The sequence below is a fragment of the Acinetobacter sp. YH12064 genome (assembly GCF_013419735.1).
In the GTDB taxonomy this organism is placed as follows: domain Bacteria; phylum Pseudomonadota; class Gammaproteobacteria; order Pseudomonadales; family Moraxellaceae; genus Acinetobacter; species Acinetobacter amyesii.
Window position 1 is genome coordinate 46,724 of sequence record NZ_VOZP01000012.1, and the last position, 21,667, is coordinate 68,390.

General features: G+C 41.8%; 25 protein-coding genes. 3 read left to right on the forward strand and 22 right to left on the reverse strand.

Annotated features, from left to right (window positions below; translation table 11 throughout):
• Positions 1-51: 51 nt before the first annotated feature.
• The 9 genes from yjgA to mazG all read right to left on the reverse strand — a co-directional run bounded on the left by yjgA (position 52) and on the right by mazG (position 6,725).
• Positions 52-585 (reverse strand): ribosome biogenesis factor YjgA, encoded by a 534-nt coding sequence (yjgA, locus tag FTU13_RS12395; RefSeq protein WP_078189593.1) that lies wholly within the window; start codon positions 583-585, stop codon positions 52-54.
• 2 nt (positions 586-587) lie between these two features.
• Complete coding sequence (locus tag FTU13_RS12400; RefSeq protein ID WP_067763492.1) at positions 588-857, reverse strand: HPr family phosphocarrier protein; 270 nt, start codon at positions 855-857, stop codon at positions 588-590.
• Positions 854-1,705, reverse strand: coding sequence for an RNase adapter RapZ (gene rapZ / locus FTU13_RS12405; protein ID WP_180011688.1), 852 nt, complete (start codon positions 1,703-1,705; stop codon positions 854-856). Before rapZ ends, FTU13_RS12400 begins: the two co-directional genes overlap by 4 nt.
• A gap of 22 nt (positions 1,706-1,727) precedes the next feature.
• Positions 1,728-2,576: a pantoate--beta-alanine ligase gene (gene panC, locus FTU13_RS12410; RefSeq protein ID WP_078192648.1), complete on the reverse strand. Its 849-nt coding sequence runs from the start codon at positions 2,574-2,576 to the stop codon at positions 1,728-1,730.
• Between the two features lie 3 nt (positions 2,577-2,579).
• Positions 2,580-3,389 (reverse strand): 3-methyl-2-oxobutanoate hydroxymethyltransferase, encoded by an 810-nt coding sequence (panB, locus tag FTU13_RS12415; protein WP_180128474.1) that lies wholly within the window; start codon positions 3,387-3,389, stop codon positions 2,580-2,582.
• A 46-nt stretch (positions 3,390-3,435) separates the two neighbouring features.
• On the reverse strand, positions 3,436-3,921 hold the full coding sequence (gene folK / locus FTU13_RS12420; RefSeq protein WP_180005386.1) for a 2-amino-4-hydroxy-6-hydroxymethyldihydropteridine diphosphokinase: 486 nt from the start codon (positions 3,919-3,921) through the stop codon (positions 3,436-3,438).
• A complete protein-coding gene (pcnB, locus tag FTU13_RS12425) occupies positions 3,918-5,387 on the reverse strand; it encodes a polynucleotide adenylyltransferase PcnB (protein ID WP_180128473.1) in 1,470 nt (489 codons plus the stop codon). The genes folK and pcnB overlap by 4 nt, the downstream gene beginning before the upstream one ends.
• A gap of 134 nt (positions 5,388-5,521) precedes the next feature.
• The gene (locus FTU13_RS12430) at positions 5,522-5,893 is read right to left on the reverse strand and encodes a ComEA family DNA-binding protein (protein ID WP_257226758.1); all 372 of its coding nucleotides are present in this window, start codon (positions 5,891-5,893) and stop codon (positions 5,522-5,524) included.
• 37 nt (positions 5,894-5,930) lie between these two features.
• Positions 5,931-6,725, reverse strand: a complete 795-nt coding sequence (mazG, locus tag FTU13_RS12435) for a nucleoside triphosphate pyrophosphohydrolase (protein ID WP_180128471.1) — start codon at positions 6,723-6,725, stop codon at positions 5,931-5,933.
• Between the two features lie 104 nt (positions 6,726-6,829).
• On the opposite strand from mazG, the gene FTU13_RS12440 reads away from it, so the two are divergent.
• On the forward strand, positions 6,830-7,606 hold the full coding sequence (locus FTU13_RS12440) for an SDR family oxidoreductase (protein ID WP_180128470.1): 777 nt from the start codon (positions 6,830-6,832) through the stop codon (positions 7,604-7,606).
• 165 nt (positions 7,607-7,771) lie between these two features.
• A complete protein-coding gene (locus tag FTU13_RS12445) occupies positions 7,772-8,191 on the forward strand; it encodes a hypothetical protein (protein ID WP_180089863.1) in 420 nt (139 codons plus the stop codon).
• A gap of 88 nt (positions 8,192-8,279) precedes the next feature.
• Here FTU13_RS12445 and FTU13_RS12450 read toward each other — a convergent pair whose 3' ends face one another.
• Complete coding sequence (locus tag FTU13_RS12450; RefSeq protein WP_180128469.1) at positions 8,280-8,921, reverse strand: 4'-phosphopantetheinyl transferase superfamily protein; 642 nt, start codon at positions 8,919-8,921, stop codon at positions 8,280-8,282.
• Between the two features lie 277 nt (positions 8,922-9,198).
• On the opposite strand from FTU13_RS12450, the gene FTU13_RS12455 reads away from it, so the two are divergent.
• A complete protein-coding gene (locus tag FTU13_RS12455) occupies positions 9,199-9,768 on the forward strand; it encodes a hypothetical protein (RefSeq protein ID WP_180128467.1) in 570 nt (189 codons plus the stop codon).
• 77 nt (positions 9,769-9,845) lie between these two features.
• On the opposite strand, the gene der is transcribed toward FTU13_RS12455, so the two are convergent.
• The 12 genes from der to FTU13_RS12515 form a co-directional block, all read right to left on the reverse strand.
• Entirely contained in the window at positions 9,846-11,255 is a 1,410-nt protein-coding gene (der, locus tag FTU13_RS12460) for a ribosome biogenesis GTPase Der (protein WP_078189606.1), read from the reverse strand.
• Between the two features lie 173 nt (positions 11,256-11,428).
• Positions 11,429-12,574: an outer membrane protein assembly factor BamB gene (gene bamB, locus FTU13_RS12465; protein ID WP_078189607.1), complete on the reverse strand. Its 1,146-nt coding sequence runs from the start codon at positions 12,572-12,574 to the stop codon at positions 11,429-11,431.
• Positions 12,571-13,269 carry a tetratricopeptide repeat protein gene (locus FTU13_RS12470; protein ID WP_078192660.1) on the reverse strand — a complete coding sequence of 233 codons (699 nt, stop codon included), beginning with the start codon at positions 13,267-13,269 and terminating at the stop codon, positions 12,571-12,573. Before FTU13_RS12470 ends, bamB begins: the two co-directional genes overlap by 4 nt.
• A 30-nt stretch (positions 13,270-13,299) precedes the next feature.
• Positions 13,300-14,595, reverse strand: a complete 1,296-nt coding sequence (hisS, locus tag FTU13_RS12475) for a histidine--tRNA ligase (RefSeq protein ID WP_180128466.1) — start codon at positions 14,593-14,595, stop codon at positions 13,300-13,302.
• Positions 14,596-14,598: 3 nt separating this feature from the next.
• The gene (gene ispG, locus FTU13_RS12480; RefSeq protein WP_078192661.1) at positions 14,599-15,720 is read right to left on the reverse strand and encodes a flavodoxin-dependent (E)-4-hydroxy-3-methylbut-2-enyl-diphosphate synthase; all 1,122 of its coding nucleotides are present in this window, start codon (positions 15,718-15,720) and stop codon (positions 14,599-14,601) included.
• Positions 15,721-15,743: 23 nt separating this feature from the next.
• Positions 15,744-16,538, reverse strand: coding sequence for a RodZ domain-containing protein (locus FTU13_RS12485; protein WP_180115845.1), 795 nt, complete (start codon positions 16,536-16,538; stop codon positions 15,744-15,746).
• Entirely contained in the window at positions 16,529-17,332 is an 804-nt protein-coding gene (gene pilW, locus FTU13_RS12490) for a type IV pilus biogenesis/stability protein PilW (RefSeq protein WP_078189612.1), read from the reverse strand. Before pilW ends, FTU13_RS12485 begins: the two co-directional genes overlap by 10 nt.
• Before the next feature lie 15 nt (positions 17,333-17,347).
• Complete coding sequence (gene rlmN / locus FTU13_RS12495; RefSeq protein WP_180128465.1) at positions 17,348-18,583, reverse strand: 23S rRNA (adenine(2503)-C(2))-methyltransferase RlmN; 1,236 nt, start codon at positions 18,581-18,583, stop codon at positions 17,348-17,350.
• Between the two features lie 123 nt (positions 18,584-18,706).
• A complete protein-coding gene (gene ndk, locus FTU13_RS12500; protein ID WP_078189614.1) occupies positions 18,707-19,138 on the reverse strand; it encodes a nucleoside-diphosphate kinase in 432 nt (143 codons plus the stop codon).
• A 109-nt stretch (positions 19,139-19,247) separates the two neighbouring features.
• Positions 19,248-19,448, reverse strand: coding sequence for a Fe-S cluster assembly protein IscX (gene iscX / locus FTU13_RS12505; RefSeq protein WP_078189615.1), 201 nt, complete (start codon positions 19,446-19,448; stop codon positions 19,248-19,250).
• A 121-nt stretch (positions 19,449-19,569) separates the two neighbouring features.
• Positions 19,570-20,121, reverse strand: coding sequence for a phosphatase PAP2 family protein (locus FTU13_RS12510; RefSeq protein ID WP_180128464.1), 552 nt, complete (start codon positions 20,119-20,121; stop codon positions 19,570-19,572).
• Positions 20,122-20,313: 192 nt separating this feature from the next.
• Positions 20,314-21,591 (reverse strand): glycosyltransferase family 4 protein, encoded by a 1,278-nt coding sequence (locus FTU13_RS12515; RefSeq protein WP_373423901.1) that lies wholly within the window; start codon positions 21,589-21,591, stop codon positions 20,314-20,316.
• Positions 21,592-21,667: the final 76 nt, after the last annotated feature.

Here is a 21,667-nt window from a genome sequence, read left to right on the forward strand (position 1 = left end):
TGAATTCTCTGATCATTGAGCTATCTAAGTACTTGGCTATCTAATCATGCATTAGTTATCAGATAATAAAGCCACTTGTTGAATGTAGTTAAACAATTTCAACTTTGACGCAGTCAGTTCTTCTTCGCTTACATTTTTTGCTATATCACGTTGAATACGCAAAATATGCTGACGAATAGGATGATGTTCAGCAGCATTATGTGCTTTCATGAACTCTTTAATGACGGGATCACCTTGGGCAATCATACGTTCAGTCCAGCGTTGAAGCTGCGCTGTTTTTTTCGCACCTTGCTGCGGGGTTAAGTAAGATAAAATCATGGTTTCATCTTCATTACGCAGTAATTTACCTACACGTTGAAACTGACGGCGTCGTGCTTCATGTGAAGTAATTGTTTGTGCATCTAGTAGTGCTTCGATCAGACGCTCTTCAACAGGAAGATTTTTAATCTGTTTAGGATTCAGTTTTGCAAGTTCCTCGCCCAAAGCAGCCATACGTTGTACAGCTTTCTTTTGCTCAGTTTTACTTGCACGTCCTTCTAAGGATTCAAAGTCTTCTTCGGTATAGCGGTTCGGTCGACGTGCCACGTTTAATCTGCCTCGTAAAATTTTGCCGCAAACAGTGCTTGAATTTCAGATAAAGCTTTTTCTTCATCTGCACCTTCAATCACTAAGCGTAAAGTTGTGCCCTTGCCTGCGCCAAGCATCAGCAAAGACATAATATTTTTGGCATCTACTAATTTTCCACCCTTACCAATTTGAATCGACGAGCGAAATTTGGTCGTGACTTCGATTAGCTTGCCAGATGCACGCGCATGTAAACCCAGTTTATTAATTACGTCAACAGTTGTGTCGATCATGACCAGTGCTTCATTTCTCTATGTAGAACCTGAATAGACCATTTTGCCTCAAGTGCTTTTTTTAGTCTATCTACGATATATACCGAACGGTGTTGCCCACCTGTACAACCGATCGACACTGTCATGTAATGACGATGCCCTTCGGCAAATGCCGGCAGCCATTTATCCAAGAAATGATAAATATCTTGGAACATTTCATTGGTTTGTTCACTTTGCTGTAAAAATTGACGAACTGGCTCATCTAATCCTGAATACTTACGTAATTCCATATCCCAGTGCGGATTGGGCAAATGACGGACGTCAAAAACATAATCTGCATCGAGTGGAATACCATGCTTATAGCCAAAAGACTGTAAGATCAAAATTAAATTATCTGCCTGTCCAAGTTTAGACAGCAAGGTATGTTTTAAATCATGTACGCTCTTGTCTGTAGTATCAATATGTACTGTCGAGCGTAATTGAATCGGCAACAGTAAAGATTTTTCTTCCTGTATGCACTCATTTAAACTTTTGAAACGACTTGCCAAGGGATGGGGACGTCGAGATGAACTGAATCGCGCAATCAATTCCTGATCACGCGTGGTCAAATAAATAATATCGACTGAGCCATGGCGTTGTAGCTGTTGAAAAACCAAATCGAACTCTTGTAAATCTGCACGTGTACTGCGGACATCCACACCCAGTGCCAATTGTTCAAGATTATTTTCTGAATCGAGTTTTTCAACAATTTCGGGGAGTAAGGCCAATGGCAAATTATCGATACAGTAATAGCCCAAATCCTCAAGTATCTGTAATGCAGATGACTTTCCAGATCCAGATTGTCCTGTAACAATTAAAATGCGCTTCATCGCTTGCTACCCCATAGCCGTTTTAAACTGCAGTATATTTAACCTGCATATTATCAATAAGACGTGTTGCGCCTAATTTAGCCGCAATAAACAACACCACGTCTTGATCAAATTCTTCTATTTTCTGTAATTCAGGTGTACGTGCTTCAACATAGTCCACAACAAAACCCGCTGCTGTCAATGTTGCTTTAATATTCGCTAACACATCTGCAAGTTGAGTTCCAGCATGTAATTCTGCCTCAGCCGTTTTCAAGCTTTGGTAAATCGTTGGTGCAATCGCACGATTTTCCGCACTCAAATAACCATTGCGTGAGCTCAATGCCAAACCATCTTCAGCACGAGTAATCGGCACACCAATCACTTCTAGTGGTATATTTAAGTCACGTACAAACTGACGAATCACTGCAAGTTGCTGGTAATCTTTTTGCCCAAAGAATGCAAAATTCGGTTGAACAATATTAAAGAGTTTTGTCACAACAACAGCAACACCGTCAAAATGACCCGGACGCTGTTCGCCACACAAATCATTGGTAATGCCGCCCACGCTAATATTGGTTAAGCGCGGTTTGTTGCCATACATTTGTTCAACAGTCGGTGCAAACACAATGTCACAACCCACTTCAGCCAATAAGTGCTGATCTTGTTCCAAAGTACGTGGATAGTTGTCAAAGTCTTCATTTGGACCAAACTGAATTGGGTTAACGAAAATACTCACCACCACGACATCACACAGTTTACGTGCTTCACGAACTAAATTAAGGTGACCTTCATGCAAGTTCCCCATCGTTGGTACAAAACCAATGATTTTGCGCGCAGCACGTGCTGGATTTAGCGATGCACTTAAACCTTGAATCGTTGTTTCAGTTTTCATGTCTTACAGCTCAATTTGGAATGTATGTTCTTTGGCAGGGAAGCTACCATCTAATACGGCAGCATGATACGCCTTAAACGCATCCACAATTGCCGTTTCCCCTGCTTGCTCTTTCATAAAGTTGCGAACAAATTTCGCCACGTGACTAAACGTCAGTCCCAACATATCTTGTTGAACCAAGACTTGAGCATCCGTTTCTGCACCGGCACCGATCCCAATCACAGGTGTATTTGGGAACAATTCACTAATTTCTTTACCCACTTGGGCAGGAACACATTCCAAAAGTAAAAGTGCTGCACCTGCATCAACCACAGCTTTACAATCTGCAATGAGTTGATCCGCGGTTTCGCGTGTACGTGCTTGCACTTTATAACCGCCAAACACATGAACCGATTGCGGAGTTAACCCTAAATGCACACACACTGGAATACCATTACGGGTCAATACTTCAACTGTTTCTGACAACCATGCGCCACCTTCCAATTTGACCATCTGTGCGCCTGCTTGCATCACGATCTTTGAATTCACCAAAGCGTCATTCAAAGTGGCATAGGTCATAAATGGCAAATCAGTCAAAATAAACGCATGTTTATTGCCACGGCGCACTGCTGCAGTGTGATATACCATATCTTCAACAGTGACAGGTAAAGTTGAGTCATTCCCTTGAATGGTCATCCCCAATGAATCACCAATCAGAATACTATCGACTTCAGCAACTTCCATTGCTTTTGCCATGCTCGCATCATAGCAAGTCAGGCAGGAGAATTTGCGGCCTTCCGCTTTAAATTTTTTCAAGTCACTTAGACTAATCATTTCAATATTCCTCAGATGACGGCTTTCTCAAGTGGTCATACAAAAATTAAAGATGGGCCCAGTTTCCTGCATCCAATACAGTTAAATTTGGATTATTCAAAATAGGTAAATCTTTTAATGGTTGTCCTTTAATCTGTAGATTCTCATCTAAATCCAACAAAGGTTTCAACACAAAATCACGTTCTAAAACACCAACATGAGGCACCGTTAAACGTTCATTTTGAATGTGCTGTTCACCATAAATCAGTAAATCTAAATCCAGTGTACGCTCCCCCCAATGACGTAGGCGTACACGCCCCGACTCTTGTTCAAAGCGTTGCAATTCATCCAACAAGGCCAAAGGTGCTAGATCCGTTTCTAATGCAACCGCTGCATTTAAATAATTCGGCTGATCTTGTGGACCCATTGGCGGACTTTGGTACAGTTGTGAGACTTTCACTGTACCGAGTGTCGCAAGTTTATGCACCGCTTCACTGAGGATCTGTAGAGAATCACCTAAATTACTGCCTAAACCAATATATGTCAGCGTCATTGTGTTGGCCCAAAAATAACCTGAGTCAAATCTCGTTTCACACGTTTACGTTTTAAAATCGGATGATCTGCACCAATTTCACCACTGGCTGACGCTGCCACGATTGACACTGTCGCTGGACTGTTGGCATGTGATTTAGGCTTACGTTGACGGCGACTTCTGCTTTCTGGTTCATTCACCAGCGGTTCAATTTCAACTTGCTGATGAGTAGAAGTTTTGGCTTCCACATCTTCATGCGCCGCTTTACGACGACTCTTGGCACGTTGACGATTGTATTGGCTAATTGCCAGTTCTTTTTCGTCAGTGCTCATCTGCTGATAAGCATCCCACCACTGGCCCATACCTTGCGTGCTTGTATCGCCCGATTTTTCACGCAGAAGCAAGAAGTCAAAGCCTGCACGGAAACGCGCATGACCTGATAGTGCTTCAATTTGTTGTGGTTTTGGATTCAGCAAACGGGTTTGCATTTCCCAAACTTCACGAATAAATGTTTCTGCAAAGCGTGGAATAATGGTTCGTGTAGCCTGACGTTTCAATACATCTAAACCAGCTTGAGCACGTGCTTCAGCAGGAACTACACCTTTGTTTAGATAGAACGTACAACGTTCTTGGAACGGAATCCACAATAACACGGCATAGAAAAATGCAGGGTTAATGGTTTTCCCAATCGAAATACGTTGATCGGTATTTTTTGCAGCCAACTCAATAAATGGCGTTACAACCGGTTTGATATCTGCAAATAATTGATACCAAATACCAAAATCGATCAGCATCGGTAAGACGCGATTGAGATGCCCCATAGTAAAGAGTTTTTGTGACTCATCGTATAAACGATGTGGAGACACATCACGCAGCAATTGAGTAAGTTCTGGAGTAAAGACATCCAGAATTTTTTCATCAATATTAAAGTTTAATTTGGCTGCAAAACGTAAAGTCCGAAGCATCCGCACAGGATCTTCTTCAAAACGTAATTGTGGATCACCCAATAAACGCAAGGTTTTATGCTTAATGTCATCTACTGCATGACAAAAATCTAGCACTTCACCTTTGCGTGGTTGATAATACATTGCATTGATCGAGAAGTCACGACGTGCAAAGTCTTGCTCAATCGTACCCCAATTATTATCACGTAAAATCATGCCCGCAGCAGAAGTCACGGCTTTTTTAGGCGGCGCACGGAAGGTCGCAACTTCGATCAGTTCACGTCCTGAGTAGACATGCGCCAGCTCAAAACGACGACCAATAATTCGGCAACGTCGCCCGAAGACTTCTTTCACCTGAGCTGGTGTCGCATTAGTTACGGCATCAAAATCTTTAGGTGCATGACCCAACATTAGGTCGCGGACACTGCCACCCACGATATAAGCTTCATAGCCTGCCTTAGTTAAGGCATCAATCACATCTAAAATGGAAGAAGGTAATTGTGCGGTTGATAAACCACATTTGGACGCGCGCAAAGTTTGCAAAAGACGCTGTCTCCTACGTCTGAACGTAAAATTCTTAAGATGTCGCTAATGATATCTCTAACACAATCAAAGGGCAATTTGATTATCTCGATGCTCAAGCTGAGCTTAACCTAATTCTTTTTTTTACACTTCACTTAAAGTGCCAATTTTGCTTTATTTTTAGCAAACAGCGCAGGACCGATTCCCTTAACTTGTTGAATATCATCAATGCTTTTAAATAAGCCATTACTTTTGCGATATTGCACAATTGCTTCTGCTTTTTTCTGACCAATTCCATGTAATGTTTGCAGTTCATCGACTGAGGCTGTATTTAAACGTACCTGATCTGTTCGACTATTTTGTTGGGTGGTGGGTCGTGACAAATAATAATTGGCATTGCTCGGTGCAGTTGCCACTTTGGACTTCGAGGCCTCAGATTGCTTTTTTAATTGTTGATCTTGAGCTTGTTGCATGGCTTTCCATTCCGCGTAGCCCGAAGGGCTTTGAGCATAAGTCAAATTTGCCATTAAACTCAAAACCAAGACAAGTAGTTGTGTAAAGTATTTATTCTTTAGGGTGTGGTACATATTTAGCCTGTTGTTTTAATTGTTGTTTTGCCTGTTCCCACAACTGATCCATTTCAGTCAGGGACAAGTCTTCTACATGTTTTTGTTGTAATGTGGCCTGTGCTTCAATATAAGCAAAACGGCTTCTAAATTTATGAATGGTACTTAACAGTGCCATCTCACTTGAGATGCCAATCTTACGTCCAACATTCACTAGAGAAAATAAGCAATCACCAAATTCATCAAATATTTCGTCGGATTTTTTGCCTGCTAAGGCCTCTTTTAACTCCCCTAGCTCTTCCTCAAGCTTGCCATAAGCCCCTTCAATATCTGGAAAATCAAAGCCAATTTTCGCCACATTTTTTTGGATTTCATCTGCTTGGCCTAATGCAGGAGCATGTTTAACTTCATCTAATCTAGATACTGATTTCCCTGCTTTTTCTTGTTGTTTAATCTGTTTCCATAGTGTTGCCACATCATCCGCATTGAGTGCTGAGAATTGCTCTGCCTGAAACACATGGGGATGACGGCGAATTAATTTATCTGTAATGGCTTGCACCACATCTTGAAAATCAAATGCGCCTTGTTCGCTATACATCTGCGACTGAAAAACCACTTGCAGCAACAAATCCCCCAGTTCATCTCGTACATCATCACTCTGACCTGAACGAACTGCCGCTTCCACTTCATAGGCTTCTTCGATGGCATAACGAGTCAAACTTTCTGGGGTTTGCTTTTGATCCCATGGACATTTTTCACGTAATTCTTTCATCACTGCTAATAATTGTTCCATGTGAACTCCAGCTATTTACTCATCAGTACATTGTTTCGATTACAGAATTTGATATGCTCAAAATTCACTCAGGGAATGAGCAACTCAATTCAGGGAAGCATAACATGCAAAGTATTTTTATTAGCGGTGCAGGACAAGGGATTGGCGCAGCAATTGCACGACTGTTCATACAACAAGGCTATAAAGTTGGGCTTTACGACATCAACCAATCTCAAGTCACCTCATTAGCTGCTGAACTCGGTAGCCATGCCAAAGCTGGGCTTTTAGATGTGACACAACCAGAGCAATGGCAAAGCGCTTTAGCTGAATTTGTTGCTTGGGCAGGTCAGCTGAATATCTTAGTCAATAATGCCGGAATTCTGTATTCAGGCAGCTTTGAACATACGGAACTGTCTGCACACCACCGAACGATTGATATCAATGTCAAAGGGGTGATAAACGGTTGCTATGCGGCATTCCCCTATTTACAACAAAGCAAATTTGCTCGTGTGATTAACCTCTCTTCGGCTTCAGCTATTTATGGACAAGCAGATTTAGCCAGTTATGCCACATCTAAATTTGCTGTACGTGGGCTCACTGAAAGCTTAGATATTGAATGGCAAAAATACAATATTCGCGTTTTAGATGTGATGCCTTTATTTGTTCAAACCGCGATGGTGCAAGACATGGATGCACAAAGTATTAAGAAAATGGGCGTCAATCTTCAACCGAGCGATGTCGCTCAGCAAATTTATGCCTTGGTACAAAAACGGGATTCGGTCTTAATGGCCACACATACACCTGTGGGGATGAAAGCTAAATTTTTATTTAATTTATCGAAGTTTAGCCCGCAATTTGTCAACCGCTTAAGTAATATTTGGATTGCACAAAAACCCAAATAGTAACGTGTTACTAATCATTTAATTTTGCAATCATATTTGTACGCAAATTACACAAAGTTACACAATTGTCACATTTTAACAGGACAAAATTCTTTTTTTTGAATAATATTCACCCGCCCATTACTTTCGGGCGTTTATTTTCTAACAATAAAAGTGAATTATTTCATGAAAAAATTACTTGTTCTTGCAACTGTTACTTCTATTTCAATTTCTGCTTTTGCTACAACTCAATTCGCATCTTCAGAATTAAAAGCGATGGATTGTGCAACTCTTGCTGTTGAAAAAGCGAATGCTAAGCGCTCTTTAGAAGCTGCTGACAAAAACATTGCAAACATCCAAGCATCTGCTCAAGCGCCAGGCAAATCATTGAGCAAATTTGCTGGTTTAGCGGGTGGCGCTCTTGCTGCTTTCGGTGGTAACTCTGAAAAAGCTGCTCGTGCAAGCAACATTGCAAACAGCTTGGCTGGTGAGCAAGATACTTCAGAAGCAGGCAACCTTGAACTTCAACAAGCGAATAAATCTGCTGCTCAAGCAAACATCGACAACATTGGTATCTATCAAGGTTCTAAAAAATGCAAAATCTAATCTAAAGCCAGTTTAGATTGATTTAAAAAAAGCCCTGTTCAGCCAGAACAGGGCTTTTTTTTCATGATAATTTCTATTTCATACCGATTTATAAGACACTCAACTCAATTTTCGGCAAATGAAAGCCTCGGCAAGATTGTTCACTTTGCCATGCCACCGTCAACATGACATGCGGCAGTTGAATATTCTGATAAGCAAAAGTGCCAATTGCGGGATGACTACACATCCCACCATTCTGCTCAGGATGACACTGTGTATTCAGTTCATTCAGGTTCACTCGAATCCCTAAACCTGATGCTTTAAGTACCGCCTCTTTGGTGGTCCAAACTTTAAACCAAAAATCAGGATCATGCTCACAGCTCTCCCAATTAAGCAATTCTTCGGGATGAAAGCTGTGTTGAGCCATCGCTTCAAAACGAACTTTTCGATTTAAATCTTCAATATCCACACCAATATTGGCGATTTTTTCACTGCTGGCCAAAACATAATGCTGCTGGCTATGACTATGATTAAAATGAAAGTGTGGAAAATCAGGAAGAAAAGGCTTACCAAATGCAGACTTTGAAAAATCTGAATTTTCAACTGACCTATTTAGCCGCTGCCCAAGTAATTGATTGCGATATTGGTAAATGGCTTGTTTACGCACGGCAATTACCTCTTGACGACTCAAGCCATGCGGCTCCACAAAGAAGTCAGTAATTGCACTATATTCAAGCTGAATTTTCGCCATAAGTTATTGATCCAATATCTTTTACACTACGTCCATGACGCTATATTTTATGCGACTCTCCGACACAAAATACACCACAATACAGATGAGCGCATCGGTCCTTTGACTTATCGAGATTTTAAAACTCAGTTTAAAAATATTTCAAACCACTTAAGAAATACTTAATATTATAAATATATTCAAATACTTAAGTATAATAAATATTTCAAATACATCTTTAATTAGATAAAATACTCTAGATTCTTATAACTTTAATTTAAAACTCGGGGTAAACCACATGCTAAGAAAAATCACGTTAATCAGTTCACTTTGTGTCCTACCATGTTTCGCCCAAGCAGGTTTATTAGATGCAGCTGTTGCAGTAATGGGTGCCAAAAATGGGGCGATCATGGACCAAGCTGAAGCGCGTATGAATCAAAGCCGTCAAGAAGCTGCCAATGCTGTAGCTCAAGCAGACCGTGGCTATGCCTCAAATTTCAATCAAGCTAACCAAATCAACAATAGTGTTTATACCACCAGTTATTTAAAAACCTTAGATTGCACTGATCTGAGCGTTGAACGTAAAACTTTCGAACGCACATTGGAAGCATCGCAACTGGCATTAAGCCAAGCGTCTGCACAGCAAAATAATCAAGTTTCAAAATGGGCTGGTCTTGCTGGCAACGCGCTATCCGCATTTTCAAGTCAATCAGAAACAGCGGCCCGTATGGGACAATTTGCGACGGCTTTTTCTGGCAATAAAAATACACAACAGGATAGCAGCAGCGCACAGCAAGCCATGGAAGTTGCTCAAGCCAACCTCGATAATATTGATATTTACCGCCAAGCTAAAAAGTGCAAAAACTAATTTTCACATCTTTTTAGATAAATAAAGTGAAATAAAAAAGCCTGCATATCTGCAGGCTTTTTTTTTCTTATCCAAACTTAGCGTTTGAATTTCTTTTCCGCTTTTTTGAACTTCTGAACATAACGGCGTTTACGTGCAGCCGTACGCTCATCGATTTGGGATTTACGACCTTCAAATGGGTTATCAGATGTTTTAAATTCAATTTTGACTGGCGTACCTTCAAGTTTATAAACTTTACGGAACACGTTTTCTAGGTAACGACGATAGTCATTTGGCGTTTTATCGACCTTGTTACCATGAATCACAATCGTCGGTGGATTTTGTCCGCCCATATGTGCATAACGCATTTTGATACGACGACCTTGAACCATTGGTGGTTGGTGCGCATCAGTTGCATCATTCAAGATCTGAGTGATTTTCGCAGGTGATACTTTCAAATGCGAAGAATCATAAGCACGGTGGATCGATGGATAAAGATCACCAACACCTGTACCGTGAAGTGCAGAAATTAAGTGAATTTTTGCCCATGGAATAAAGTCAAAACGACGTTCAACATCTAATTTACACTGTTTACGGTCGTAGTCAGACATGTTGTCCCATTTGTTGATGGCAATCACCATCGCACGGCCTGCTTCAAGCGCATAACCGATCAAATGCAAGTCTTGCTCAACGATCCCTTCACGTGCATCGACAACAATAACCACAACATGCGCATCTTTCATCGCTTGTAAAGTTTTCACAATCGAGAATTTCTCGATCATTTCGTCCACTTTACCTTTACGACGTACACCCGCAGTATCGATTAATGTGTATTTACGACCGTCACGTTCAAATGGAATATAAATTGAGTCACGTGTAGTACCCGGCTGGTCAAATGCAACCACACGGTCTTCACCCAACAAACGGTTCACTAAAGTCGATTTACCCACGTTTGGACGACCAATAATCGCTAAACGTAAGCCTGTGTCTTTATCGTGTTGTTCTTCACTTTCATCTTCAGGCACTTCAGCTAACACTTCTTCAAGCATTTGCTGAACACCACGACCATGGCTGGCAGCCACTTGAAGTGGTTCACCCATACCCAATTTAAAGAATTCAACTAAAGCTGCCTCGGCATGAACACCATCAACTTTGTTGGCAACAAGATAAACTTTTTTACCTAGCGTACGTAAGTCACGTGCAATTTGCTCATCAGATGCCAATAGGCCTGCGCGCGCATCGACCACGAAGACAATAATATCTGCTTCATTGATGGCAGTTTTTGACTGTTCTGCCATGTACGAATCGATACCACCTTCAGTTTCGCCAATACCCCCAGTATCAACGACGATGAAAGATTTATTTTGATAAGTCGCGTCACCATATTTACGGTCACGAGTCAGACCGGCAAAGTCAGCAACGAGAGCATCACGGCTCTTGGTTATCTGGTTAAACAACGTTGATTTTCCGACGTTCGGACGACCAATGAGCGCAATTACGGGTTTCATAGATTAACCTTTATTCCAGATCAGCCAGTTTGGTCTGGTCTGAACATCAGAAAGCTTAGGAAGAATGGAAATAGGATAAATGCCTAAAATAAATAAAAACACGGGGCATTGATGATTCAATCCCCCGCGTTAAAAATACGGTTTGGCTTATTTTAACATAAGCCGCAGAAAAATTAACGGTTCTGCCAAATGCTTAATGCACCCTTACGTGTCGACACATATAATTGATTGTCAATTACACGTAGTGAACGTACTTCACCACTGGTTTTAGAACGACCAACCAACTCACCTGTCGCTGGGTTGATTAAGTGAAGTACACCATCCAGATCACCAACCACAAGGTCTTGACCTAACATCACTGGGTTACTCAAATTACGATTAAGCAATTGGTCATTTTCCCACAATGTTTGACCAGTGGTAATTTCATAAGCCACAATTTTACCATCAGTTTGTGTCACAAAGACACCATTGCCCGCAACTTCAGGACGCTGAATGCTGCTCGCATCATTGCTCCAGATCACTTGTTGTGAGGCAAGATCAAGCGCTGTCACTTGGCCTTGGTAACTGGTGGTAATTAAAAATTGACCTGCTACAGTCGGTTCACCGTCAATATCAATGAGACGTTGTACATCTGAACGACCGTCTGACACTGCAACACGACGCTGCATTTTCGGAATACCGCTCAATGCATCAATCACATAGATATAGGCATTTGAAGAAGCGATGAGAACATGACGCGCATCGAGTGATACCGGTGCTGCCATACCACGTAAACTAAACTGCACATTTGGCAAGTTATAGGTCCAAGTTTGTTGACCCGTTGCCACATCGTTTGCGTATACCGTACCATCATTGGTAACTGAAATAACGCGACCTGCTTGAATCAACGACGGTGAAAGTAACGCGCCGGTTAATTGCGCAGTCCACTTTTGTTCACCTGTTGCCTGATCTAATGCAAATAATTGACCTTTTGCATTACCAACAACCACAATTCCGTCAGCTGCTTCTACACCTGCAGTCAAACCTTGTTTAGAGATTTTCTTCTGCCATAAACGCTCTTTGCCTTTGTAGGCTTGAACTTCACCATTAGGATTTACGCTAAAAACAACGCCATTATCTGCATCCATACGTAAACGCAGCGGATCAGCTTCTTCAGTTGAAGCCACACTGTTTGAAAATACAGGTGCTAAAGTTTTTGCCTGTTCCAATTTTGGTAAAGGATTTGGTTTTACTTTTTCTACTTTTCCTTTATTTGCACAACCAGCCAAAGCAAGTGTTAAAACTGTCAGCGCACAGGTAATTTTGTATTTTCTATTCATTCAGTTGCTTCCACTTGTGTATCTATAATCGGACGTTCAATTTCAGGATCATCAACTAAAACGCCTACACTTTCGAGTTTAATTTGTAAAATTTGACGTTCTTCTTGTCGCTCAACCAAAGCATCCCATGCACTTTGATAGACTTTCTTTGCATTTTCGATATCATTTTTCGCAACATAGACGTCGCCACGGGCTTCATCTGCAGTCGCTTGAAAAGCAGGTTCTTTAACTGCTTCTAAGGTTTTTAATGCTTCATCAAATTTCTTTTGCGCCAATTGTGCATACGCCAAACGTAATTTCACCAATTGAATTAAGCCTGCATCATCAACTTTTGAATTTTCAACTTTTTTCAAAGCTTTCTCAGCATTGGCATAATCGGCTTTATCATACGCCAATTTTGCCATAAGCAACTGAGTTTGGATGGCTTGTGGCGAATCTGGCGCTTCTTTTACAATTTTATCTGCAGTCGCAGAAAGTTGTGTAAAAGCGTCACCCGTCGCCGACTGAGCATCATCCATTAACTGCTGGACTTTGGCTGTTTGCATTTGCGATTCAGCCAAAGTTTTCTTCTGCCAGTATTCCCATCCGAAAAAGGCAATCAACGCAATTAAAATGCCGCTAACAATGGCAGAGCCATATTTTTTAGCAAACGATTTTAAATTATCAAGTTGTTCTTCTTCACTCAATGCGCTCATGAAATTACCTTTTTCCTTATGTTATAGGGATTATTTTGAAGAAATTTTTTCGATAATGAAGGCAACAAAGTCTGCCACATTCACTTCGTGTTGTTCTGCAATGGCTAGCTCTTTTACCAGCACTTGCCCAGCTGCTTGCTCACGTTCACCGTAAATCACAGCAAATAAAGCACCCGATTGGTCAGCTTTTTTCATTTGCGATTTCATTGAACCTTGTGAACCAACTTTTAAGCGAATGTTGCTACCCGCTGCTTCAAGTTGATCACGAATTTGTTCAGCAAGTACCAATGCCTTACCTTGAGTTACAGGATCTGAAACCAAGAATAGCTCACAGTCACGCACTGGGGTATTATCTTCCACTTGTTCAAGTAGAAGAAGCAAACGCTCCATACCCATTGCAAAACCAACAGCAGGCACCGACTGGTCTGCTTTACCTTTTAGCTGACCCACTAAACCATCATAACGACCACCAGCACATACCGTTCCTTGAGAACCTAAGTGTGTAGTTGTCCATTCAAAGACCGTTTTGTTGTAGTAGTCGAGACCACGAACCAATTTTTGATTGATCACAAAACCAATCCCAGCGTCAGTCAAATACTGCTGCAATTGAGCAAAGTGAGCCAACGTTTCTTCACCCATAAAGTCGTGAAGTTTTGGCGCATTTTCCAAAATGCTTTGTGTTTTTGCATCTTTAGAATCCAAAATACGCAGTGGATTCGTGGTTAGACGACGCTGTGAATCTTCATCTAAGTCATTTTTATGTGACTCTAGGAATTCAACCAATGCTGCACGATAAGCTGCACGTTCATCAGACTCACCTAAGGTATTGAGTTCTAATTGAACTTTATCTGCAACGCCCATGCGTTTCCACAAACGCGCAGTCATTAAAATCAATTCTGCATCTTGATCTGGTGTTGCAACACCAAAGGTTTCTACGCCAAATTGATGGAACTGACGGTAGCGACCTTTTTGTGGTTTTTCATAGCGGAACATTGGGCCGACATACCATACACGCGGTGTAGCACCACGAAGTAAGTTATGTTCAAGCATTGCACGTACACACCCTGCTGTTCCTTCTGGACGCAAAGTCAAAGACTCAGGCGGATTACCTTTGTCTAAGAATGTGTACATTTCTTTTTCAACGATATCCGTTGCATCACCAATAGAACGTTTGAACAGATGAGTCTGCTCCACAATCGGCAAGCGAATTTGCTGATAACCATAAGCATCCATCAGGCTAGATAGATGCTGTTCTAGACGTCTCCATGCAGGACTTTGCGTAGGGAGAATGTCATTAAAACCTTTGATTGCGACGATTGAACTCATGATCTACTCAGAAAAACTTGTGCGAATAATCTCTTTAGCTTTAGCGTCTTCAAGATCGCTAACACGTTGACGAACCATCGCTTCGATTTCGTCAACCAACTGATTTGTGTCAATTAAATGGCTCTTTTCGCCATTACGATACACCAGTGAACGCGGACTTGCACCTACTACACCAATATCGGCTTCTTTGGCTTCACCCGGACCATTTACTTTACAACCAATCACCGATACATCCATTGGGGTACGAATATCTTCTAAACGCTCTTCCAATGTTTGCATGACTTTGATGACATTGAACTCTTGGCGTGAACAACTTGGGCATGCAATAAAGTTAATGCCGTTTGAACGTAAGCCCAATGATTTTAAAATATCAAAGCCAATTTTGATTTCTTCTTCAGGCTCTGCTGCCAATGAAATACGCATGGTGTCACCAATGCCTTCCATCAACAAACCACCTAAAGCGATAGCAGATTTGACTGAACCCGTGCGGTAGACACCTGCTTCAGTCACACCTAAGTGTAATGGGTTATCAATTTGTTTAGACAACAAACGGTACGCATCCATCGTCAGGAATACATTCGATGCTTTGACTGACACTTTAAATTCATGGAAATTTAAACGGTCTAAAATATCAATATGGCGCATTGCAGATTCAAGCAAGGCCTGACCTGTAGGCTCACCATATTTCTTTTGAATATCTTTTTCGAGCGAACCTGCATTGACACCAATACGCATAGAGATGTCATTATGTTGTGCAGCAGCAACCACTTCACGGATTTTGGCTTCAGAACCAATATTACCCGGGTTAATACGCAAACAATCTGCACCAAGGTCTGCAACACGTAAAGCAATTTTATAATCAAAGTGAATATCGGCAACCAGTGGCACTTGCACACGTTTACGAATTTCACCAAAAGCTTCTGCAGCTTCCATACTTGGTACAGAAACACGCATGATGTCCGCACCGACGTCTACACAGCGCTGAATCTGTGCCACGGTCGCTTCGACATCACAGGTTTCAGTATTGGTCATACTTTGGATGCTGATCGGCGCATCACCACCGACATACACCGAACCTACTTTAATTTTACGCGTTGGACGGCGCTTAATTGGATTTTCAATCATTGTTCAGTCTGCTCTGTTGTCCCTTAACGTGATAAACGGAAATCTGCTTTGCCGTTTACGGTATATGGTGACAATGAAATATTTTCATTATTTAAGCTTAATGACACTGCTGTTGCATCATCCAAACGAATTTGGAATGGTGTTTCACCGTTTAAGTTGAGCGTCGATGCTTGACGACCTGTCGCCAAAACTTTACCCGTCGAATCAACAATATGTACTGAAGTCGGGCTACTAAAGGTCAATGTCAATTGATCGCCACTAACCGCTGCATTTCCGCCATTCATGTCGAGGACTTGAACTTCTGAAGCGACATCATTGGTCACAGCGTCTTCATTATCGCTGCCCGAGGTCATGCCCTGAATCGCCGCCACGATCGCACCAATGACTACCAACACCGCCAATGCAATCAGACCACGTTTGATCCATTTACGATTACGGTCACGGTTAGAACCGGGTAATTTACCCATAATTTTAATCGGTGAATTGTTTAACGCGTGATTTGGCAACAAACCCGTATCGTTAGCATAAATATCATCAAAACGTTGAATGATATTGGTTGCATCAACTTTTAAATATTTGGCATAAGTGCGGTAGTAACCTTTAATAAAGGTCGCTTCAGGCAATGACTTATAATCATCTTGCTCAAGTGCAGTCAGTGTTTTTAATGGAATATTGAGTTCTGATGCGACAGCTTCAAGTTCCAGTTTTTGCGTAATACGTACTTGACGTAAATACTCACCTGGGCGTTGTACATTTCCTAATGCATTTGGAGCTACGCTCGAACCATTCGATTGCGGTGAATTAGGATTTACTTCCATACGGCCTCAGTACTGTACTGTAATTGCAAATAGCGTTGGTATTCAGGACTTTCTGGGAACAAAGCACGTAACTGGTTGACCAGTACTTGCATACCCAAATTGTCGCCATTGGCACGCGCTGTTCGAATGCCAATCCAGAGTGCACGCGCACCCTGATTTTTTTGTCCTACTGCACGTACAAATTGTTCATACATTTGTGTAGCAGCAGGGAACTGCTGATTCAAATAAAAGATTTCAGACAACTCTAACATTGAAACATAAGAATCACGATTAGCCTGCAAAGCTTGTTTGAATGATTTTTCAGCATTCGCCACATCACCCACTTTCAGGTAAATTCGACCTAAATTTTCCAATGCTTTGAAACGTTGATCATAACCTAAAGTTGAACCTGCGATGCTGAACTGTTCAATCGCATCATTATAGCGCTCAACTTGGTATAAATACGTACCGTAGTTGTTACGTGCTTGAGAATTTTTTGAGTCTGCTGAAATTGCACGCTTAAAATAACTATCTGCTTTTTCTAAGTTGGCTGGGCTGCCTTCTCGCTGTAGTAAGACACCCATCATCATATTGGCCTGAGAATCACGAGAATCCACCTCTAAAGCCTGATCTAATGCGCGTTTAGCAGAGTCCAAATCCCCTGCTTTCAGGTGTTCAACAGCCAATTGCGTTCTGATTTTTACGGCTTTCTCTGGGTCTTTTTTCCCAATCTCAGGCGTTTGACATGCTGTTAATGCCAAAACCGATGCACATAAAGCTGAAACGAAAGTGAACTTATACGTTAACTTTTTCAATTGGCTGCCTCTTTATTATCCTTGTGAGCGCAGTATCTCATTTTGCTGCGCAACTTTCTTTTTCCATTGCTCCGCACGACGAGTACGGTCAGCAACTTGCCCCACGAGTTGTCCACACGCAGCGTCGATATCATCACCACGTGTCTGACGAATCGTACACACAAAACCGGCATCAGACAAAGTTTTTTGGAAAGAAATAATACGGTTACGGCTTGAACGACCGTATGGCGCATGCGGGAACGGGTTAAACGGAATTAAATTAATTTTGCTTGGGAGGTTTTTCAACAGCTTTAACATTTGCTGTGCATGTTCAGGATGGTCATTTACACCATCTAACATCACGTATTCGATAGTCACGTGTTTACGAGAACTTTCATTACCATCTTTGGCGATATAACGCTGACACGCTGCAATCAACTGTTCCAACGGATATTTTTTATTGATCGGAACAAGTTCGTTGCGTAATTCATCATTTGGTGCGTGGAGTGAAATGGCCAAGGCTACATCAATGTCTTGTGCCAATTGGTCAATTTTAGGTACCACACCTGAGGTTGATAAAGTCACACGGCGCTTCGACATGCCATACGCAAAGTCATCCAGCATGATACGCATTGAATTCAATACGGCATCATAGTTCAATAGTGGCTCACCCATACCCATCATCACCACGTTGGTCACTGAACGTTCACGATCAGCAACTGGCACATCTTCCATATAAGAGAAGTTCGCCATCCAAAGCTGTCCAATAATTTCAGCTTGGCTCAAGTCACGTTGGAAACCTTGTTTACCAGTTGAACAGAATGAACAGTCCAGTGCACAGCCTACTTGTGACGAAATACACAAGGTCTTACGTGCGCCGGTTTTATCTTCTGCTGGAATGAGTACAGTTTCAACCAATGAACCTGCACCATCACCTACACGGAACACCCATTTACGAGTACCGTCTTTTGAGTAATTTTTATGCACCACTTCAGGCGCTTTAATTTCACAAATCTTTTCTAGTTTTTCACGCAATTTGCCAGAAATATTGGTCATTTCAGCAAAATCAGTCACGAAGAACTGATGAATCCATTTCATCACCTGCCCAGCACGGAACTTTTTCTCCCCCATATCTTCGAAGAATTTTTCCATTTGTGGACGTGACATGCCCAGTAAATTCACTTTCTTCACAGTATTTTGCTGCGTAGGAGCGGATGGAGATTGTTGCTGTGCATCAGAAACAGCTGATGTAGCGACTACTTCAGTACTCATGTGTAATTACCTAAACCATGTCTAAAGATCAAAGGAGAAGCTCAGTTATTGAGCAAAGAATTATTCAGAGAATAAAAAAACCAGACAAGCAGTATACCACTTATCTGGTTTGAATACTTCGAATTAACGAGTACGTGGAGCGATCTCAGTTTGAGCGAAGAAGTAGTTAACTTCACGATCAGCAGATGCTACAGAGTCAGAACCGTGAGCAGCGTTTTCGTCGATGCTTACAGCGAAGTCTGCACGGATAGTACCAGGAGCAGCTTCTTTAGGGTTAGTTGCGCCAAGGATTTCACGGTGAGCAAGAACTGCGTTTTCGCCTTCAAGAACTGAAACTACAACTGGACCAGAAGTCATGAATGCAACTAGGTCACCAAAGAAACCACGTTCTTTGTGCTCAGCATAGAAGCCTTCAGCTTCAGCTTGAGTCAAGTGTTTCATTTTAGTTGCAACGATTTGAAGACCAGCTTTTTCGAAACGAGCAAAGATGTCCCCGATGTGGTTTTTAGCAACTGCGTCTGGTTTAACGATAGATAAAGTACGTTCAATAGCCATGAGAGGCTCCTTAAGTCAATTTGACGTGAAAAATTTGCCGCATTATACCGAATAATGCGCTATTTTCTGCTTTTGCTATACAAAAAAATTGCTTTTTTCGATGTAGGGATTAACTTGCCTCATCAATCCAGGCCATCTGAATTCCCTCAAGCAGACCTTCAGTCGACTTTTCTGGGTCATCAGTGAAATTTGGCAATGCACATACCCATGCATGTAGGTCAGTAAATCGAATCCATTGCGGATCAACATCAGGGTGAGCTTCATACAGCTCAATTGCGATATCAATGGTATCTGTCCAGCGTAAACCCATGGGTCTTCCTAACATCGTCTATAGAATGATGGCTTACTTTAACAAATTTCAGCAATTGGACGTGATAAACCCTTTTAATTTTTTTATTACCAGATTTTGCAATTAAGATCTCCACATCAAACTATAAAACCAAACCTAAAAGTGGTGCACAGAGAATAATTGCGGCACCCACTGCAGCGCCTATTGCAGCACCGACGGCAACATCACTCGGGTAATGCAATCCTAAGATCATGCGGGATAATGCCACCAATAAGCTAAAGGGCAACATTAAGACCAACAACATGGGTTGAATATAGCCCAGCACTGTTGTTGCCATGACCGCATGTAGAGTATGCCCCGATGGAAAACTAAAATGATCTAGAGGGCGTTCACCTAAGCGAATCACTTGATGCACTTGGTACGGTCTTGGGCGCACAGTTTTCTTTTTGAGGAGTTTATAGATCGAGGTGCCGACGAAACCACCCAGTAATACATAGACGATTTGTACACTGTAAGACATGCCCTGCACGATCCAGACCGTCGCCAACATGACATACCAAAACACACCATCACCAAGTCGACTCACCATTTTAAATATGTCAGCGACAACTTGTTGATGTGAAAAATGATTGAGATAAATACAGCCTTTTAAATCGAGGTGCAGTATTCTTGTTTTTGCATTTTTAAAATTCATCGCTAATCTCCTATCTACAGTCAAAGCCTGACTGTGTTGGGGTTGAGCTAGATTTGTGTTGTTATTTTTACAAGTTGAGATCTGTGTTCGACTCAGCTTAGGTTCTCTTTTTGACAGTGCAATGATGCTTTGATGACAGTTCAATGAATATTGGTTATGAGGATTCACAACTACTCTATATAACCAATAGCGCTAGCTCCATTGGCTCATCATGGCTTGATCCACCACGCGATATAGCGCTTGCTCAAATTGCTGTACGGGATATTGCCATCCGATTTTAGCAGCGTCTTTTGCCGCCTCGATGCCCATGGTTTTTAATTTAGCCCGTTGCGGCAATTGCTGCATGAGACGAATAAATTCATCGGTTCGAGATAAGTGACATAACCATCCCGTTTGCTGATTTCTCACGTGCAGTTGGGCACATGCGGCATTATATGCAATCACCGGCAATCCGCTGGCCATTGCCTCCAAAACCACATTACCAAAGGTCTCAACCTGACTTGCGAAAACAAAAACATCCGCACTGGCATAGGCTTCCGATAAAGCCTGACCACTTAAACTTCCCATAAAAATAACATCTAGGGATTTTGCCAGTTGCATTAATCGTTCAAGATCTGGCCCATCCCCCACAATGACCAATTTCGTTCGTGCATCCATGGCCAACATCGAACGATAGGCTGAAATTAAAACATCCACCTCTTTTTCAGGAGATAGCCGACCGACATAGAGCATCACGCGGGTATGTTCATCTGCTTGCCACTGTTGTCTCAGTTCTGCTCGATAATGTGAGGGAGAAAATCGACTATGGTCCACACCTCGCCCCACCACCACCAATGGACAACTAAAACCTAATCGATGCAAGGCATCCGCAGTATCTTGGCTCGGGACACAGGTGAGTTGAGTATTGTTATGAAACCATCGTAAATAATGTTGTACAGGCTTCATTAAAAACGCTAAATCAAAGAAACGACTAAAGTCATGAAAGGCCGAGTGAAAACCACTAGACACAGGGATGTGTAAAGAACGCGCCAATTGAAGTATGGCAAAACCCAAAGGCCCTTCAGTGACTATATGCACAATGTCGACTTGGGCTTTTTTTAAAGCTTTACTCAGTTTAATTAGTTGCGGCCAGCCAAATTGTAAACCTGAATATTTAGGAATCGACTGCGCTCGAACCAAACACTCTTGATCAGGTCTGAAATCATGACAACTTTCGGACTGTTCAGGACGTATTAAAAAAATTGAGTTGCCTTGTTGCTGCAAGCCTTTACACAACTGCAATAAAGAATGTGCAACACCATTAATTTCTGGCGCCCACGTATCTGTAACAATGGCGATTTTTAGACCTGGACGGATTAAAGTTGAGACCGTTTGCACATCCATTCGTGATTGCATATGCTTAAATTGAAATTGAAAGCGTGCAGGTTCATCCTGCATATGCCCTAAATTGATAGCCGATTCTGTCATGATCTTACATGCTTCTTATAAATGTATAGTCACAGTTTAAGCAGCAGTTTTTTTCATTTTGATGATTATTTGATGACAG

What these genes read in the sequence shown, in the direction of transcription:
- FTU13_RS12400 (WP_067763492.1), bottom strand. Translation starts at nt 857, where the DNA reads ATGATCGACACAACTGTTGACGTAATTAATAAACTGGGTTTACATGCG.
- rapZ (WP_180011688.1), bottom strand. Translation starts at nt 1,705, where the DNA reads ATGAAGCGCATTTTAATTGTTACAGGACAATCTGGATCTGGAAAGTCA.
- panC (WP_078192648.1), bottom strand. Translation starts at nt 2,576, where the DNA reads ATGAAAACTGAAACAACGATTCAAGGTTTAAGTGCATCGCTAAATCCA.
- panB (WP_180128474.1), bottom strand. Translation starts at nt 3,389, where the DNA reads ATGATTAGTCTAAGTGACTTGAAAAAATTTAAAGCGGAAGGCCGCAAA.
- folK (WP_180005386.1), bottom strand. Translation starts at nt 3,921, where the DNA reads ATGACGCTGACATATATTGGTTTAGGCAGTAATTTAGGTGATTCTCTA.
- FTU13_RS12430 (WP_257226758.1), bottom strand. Translation starts at nt 5,893, where the DNA reads ATGGCAAATTTGACTTATGCTCAAAGCCCTTCGGGCTACGCGGAATGG.
- mazG (WP_180128471.1), bottom strand. Translation starts at nt 6,725, where the DNA reads ATGGAACAATTATTAGCAGTGATGAAAGAATTACGTGAAAAATGTCCA.
- FTU13_RS12440 (WP_180128470.1), top strand. Translation starts at nt 6,830, where the DNA reads ATGCAAAGTATTTTTATTAGCGGTGCAGGACAAGGGATTGGCGCAGCA.
- FTU13_RS12445 (WP_180089863.1), top strand. Translation starts at nt 7,772, where the DNA reads ATGAAAAAATTACTTGTTCTTGCAACTGTTACTTCTATTTCAATTTCT.
- FTU13_RS12450 (WP_180128469.1), bottom strand. Translation starts at nt 8,921, where the DNA reads ATGGCGAAAATTCAGCTTGAATATAGTGCAATTACTGACTTCTTTGTG.
- FTU13_RS12455 (WP_180128467.1), top strand. Translation starts at nt 9,199, where the DNA reads ATGCTAAGAAAAATCACGTTAATCAGTTCACTTTGTGTCCTACCATGT.
- der (WP_078189606.1), bottom strand. Translation starts at nt 11,255, where the DNA reads ATGAAACCCGTAATTGCGCTCATTGGTCGTCCGAACGTCGGAAAATCA.
- bamB (WP_078189607.1), bottom strand. Translation starts at nt 12,574, where the DNA reads ATGAATAGAAAATACAAAATTACCTGTGCGCTGACAGTTTTAACACTT.
- FTU13_RS12470 (WP_078192660.1), bottom strand. Translation starts at nt 13,269, where the DNA reads ATGAGCGCATTGAGTGAAGAAGAACAACTTGATAATTTAAAATCGTTT.
- hisS (WP_180128466.1), bottom strand. Translation starts at nt 14,595, where the DNA reads ATGAGTTCAATCGTCGCAATCAAAGGTTTTAATGACATTCTCCCTACG.
- ispG (WP_078192661.1), bottom strand. Translation starts at nt 15,720, where the DNA reads ATGATTGAAAATCCAATTAAGCGCCGTCCAACGCGTAAAATTAAAGTA.
- FTU13_RS12485 (WP_180115845.1), bottom strand. Translation starts at nt 16,538, where the DNA reads ATGGAAGTAAATCCTAATTCACCGCAATCGAATGGTTCGAGCGTAGCT.
- rlmN (WP_180128465.1), bottom strand. Translation starts at nt 18,583, where the DNA reads ATGAGTACTGAAGTAGTCGCTACATCAGCTGTTTCTGATGCACAGCAA.
- ndk (WP_078189614.1), bottom strand. Translation starts at nt 19,138, where the DNA reads ATGGCTATTGAACGTACTTTATCTATCGTTAAACCAGACGCAGTTGCT.
- iscX (WP_078189615.1), bottom strand. Translation starts at nt 19,448, where the DNA reads ATGGGTTTACGCTGGACAGATACCATTGATATCGCAATTGAGCTGTAT.
- FTU13_RS12510 (WP_180128464.1), bottom strand. Translation starts at nt 20,121, where the DNA reads ATGAATTTTAAAAATGCAAAAACAAGAATACTGCACCTCGATTTAAAA.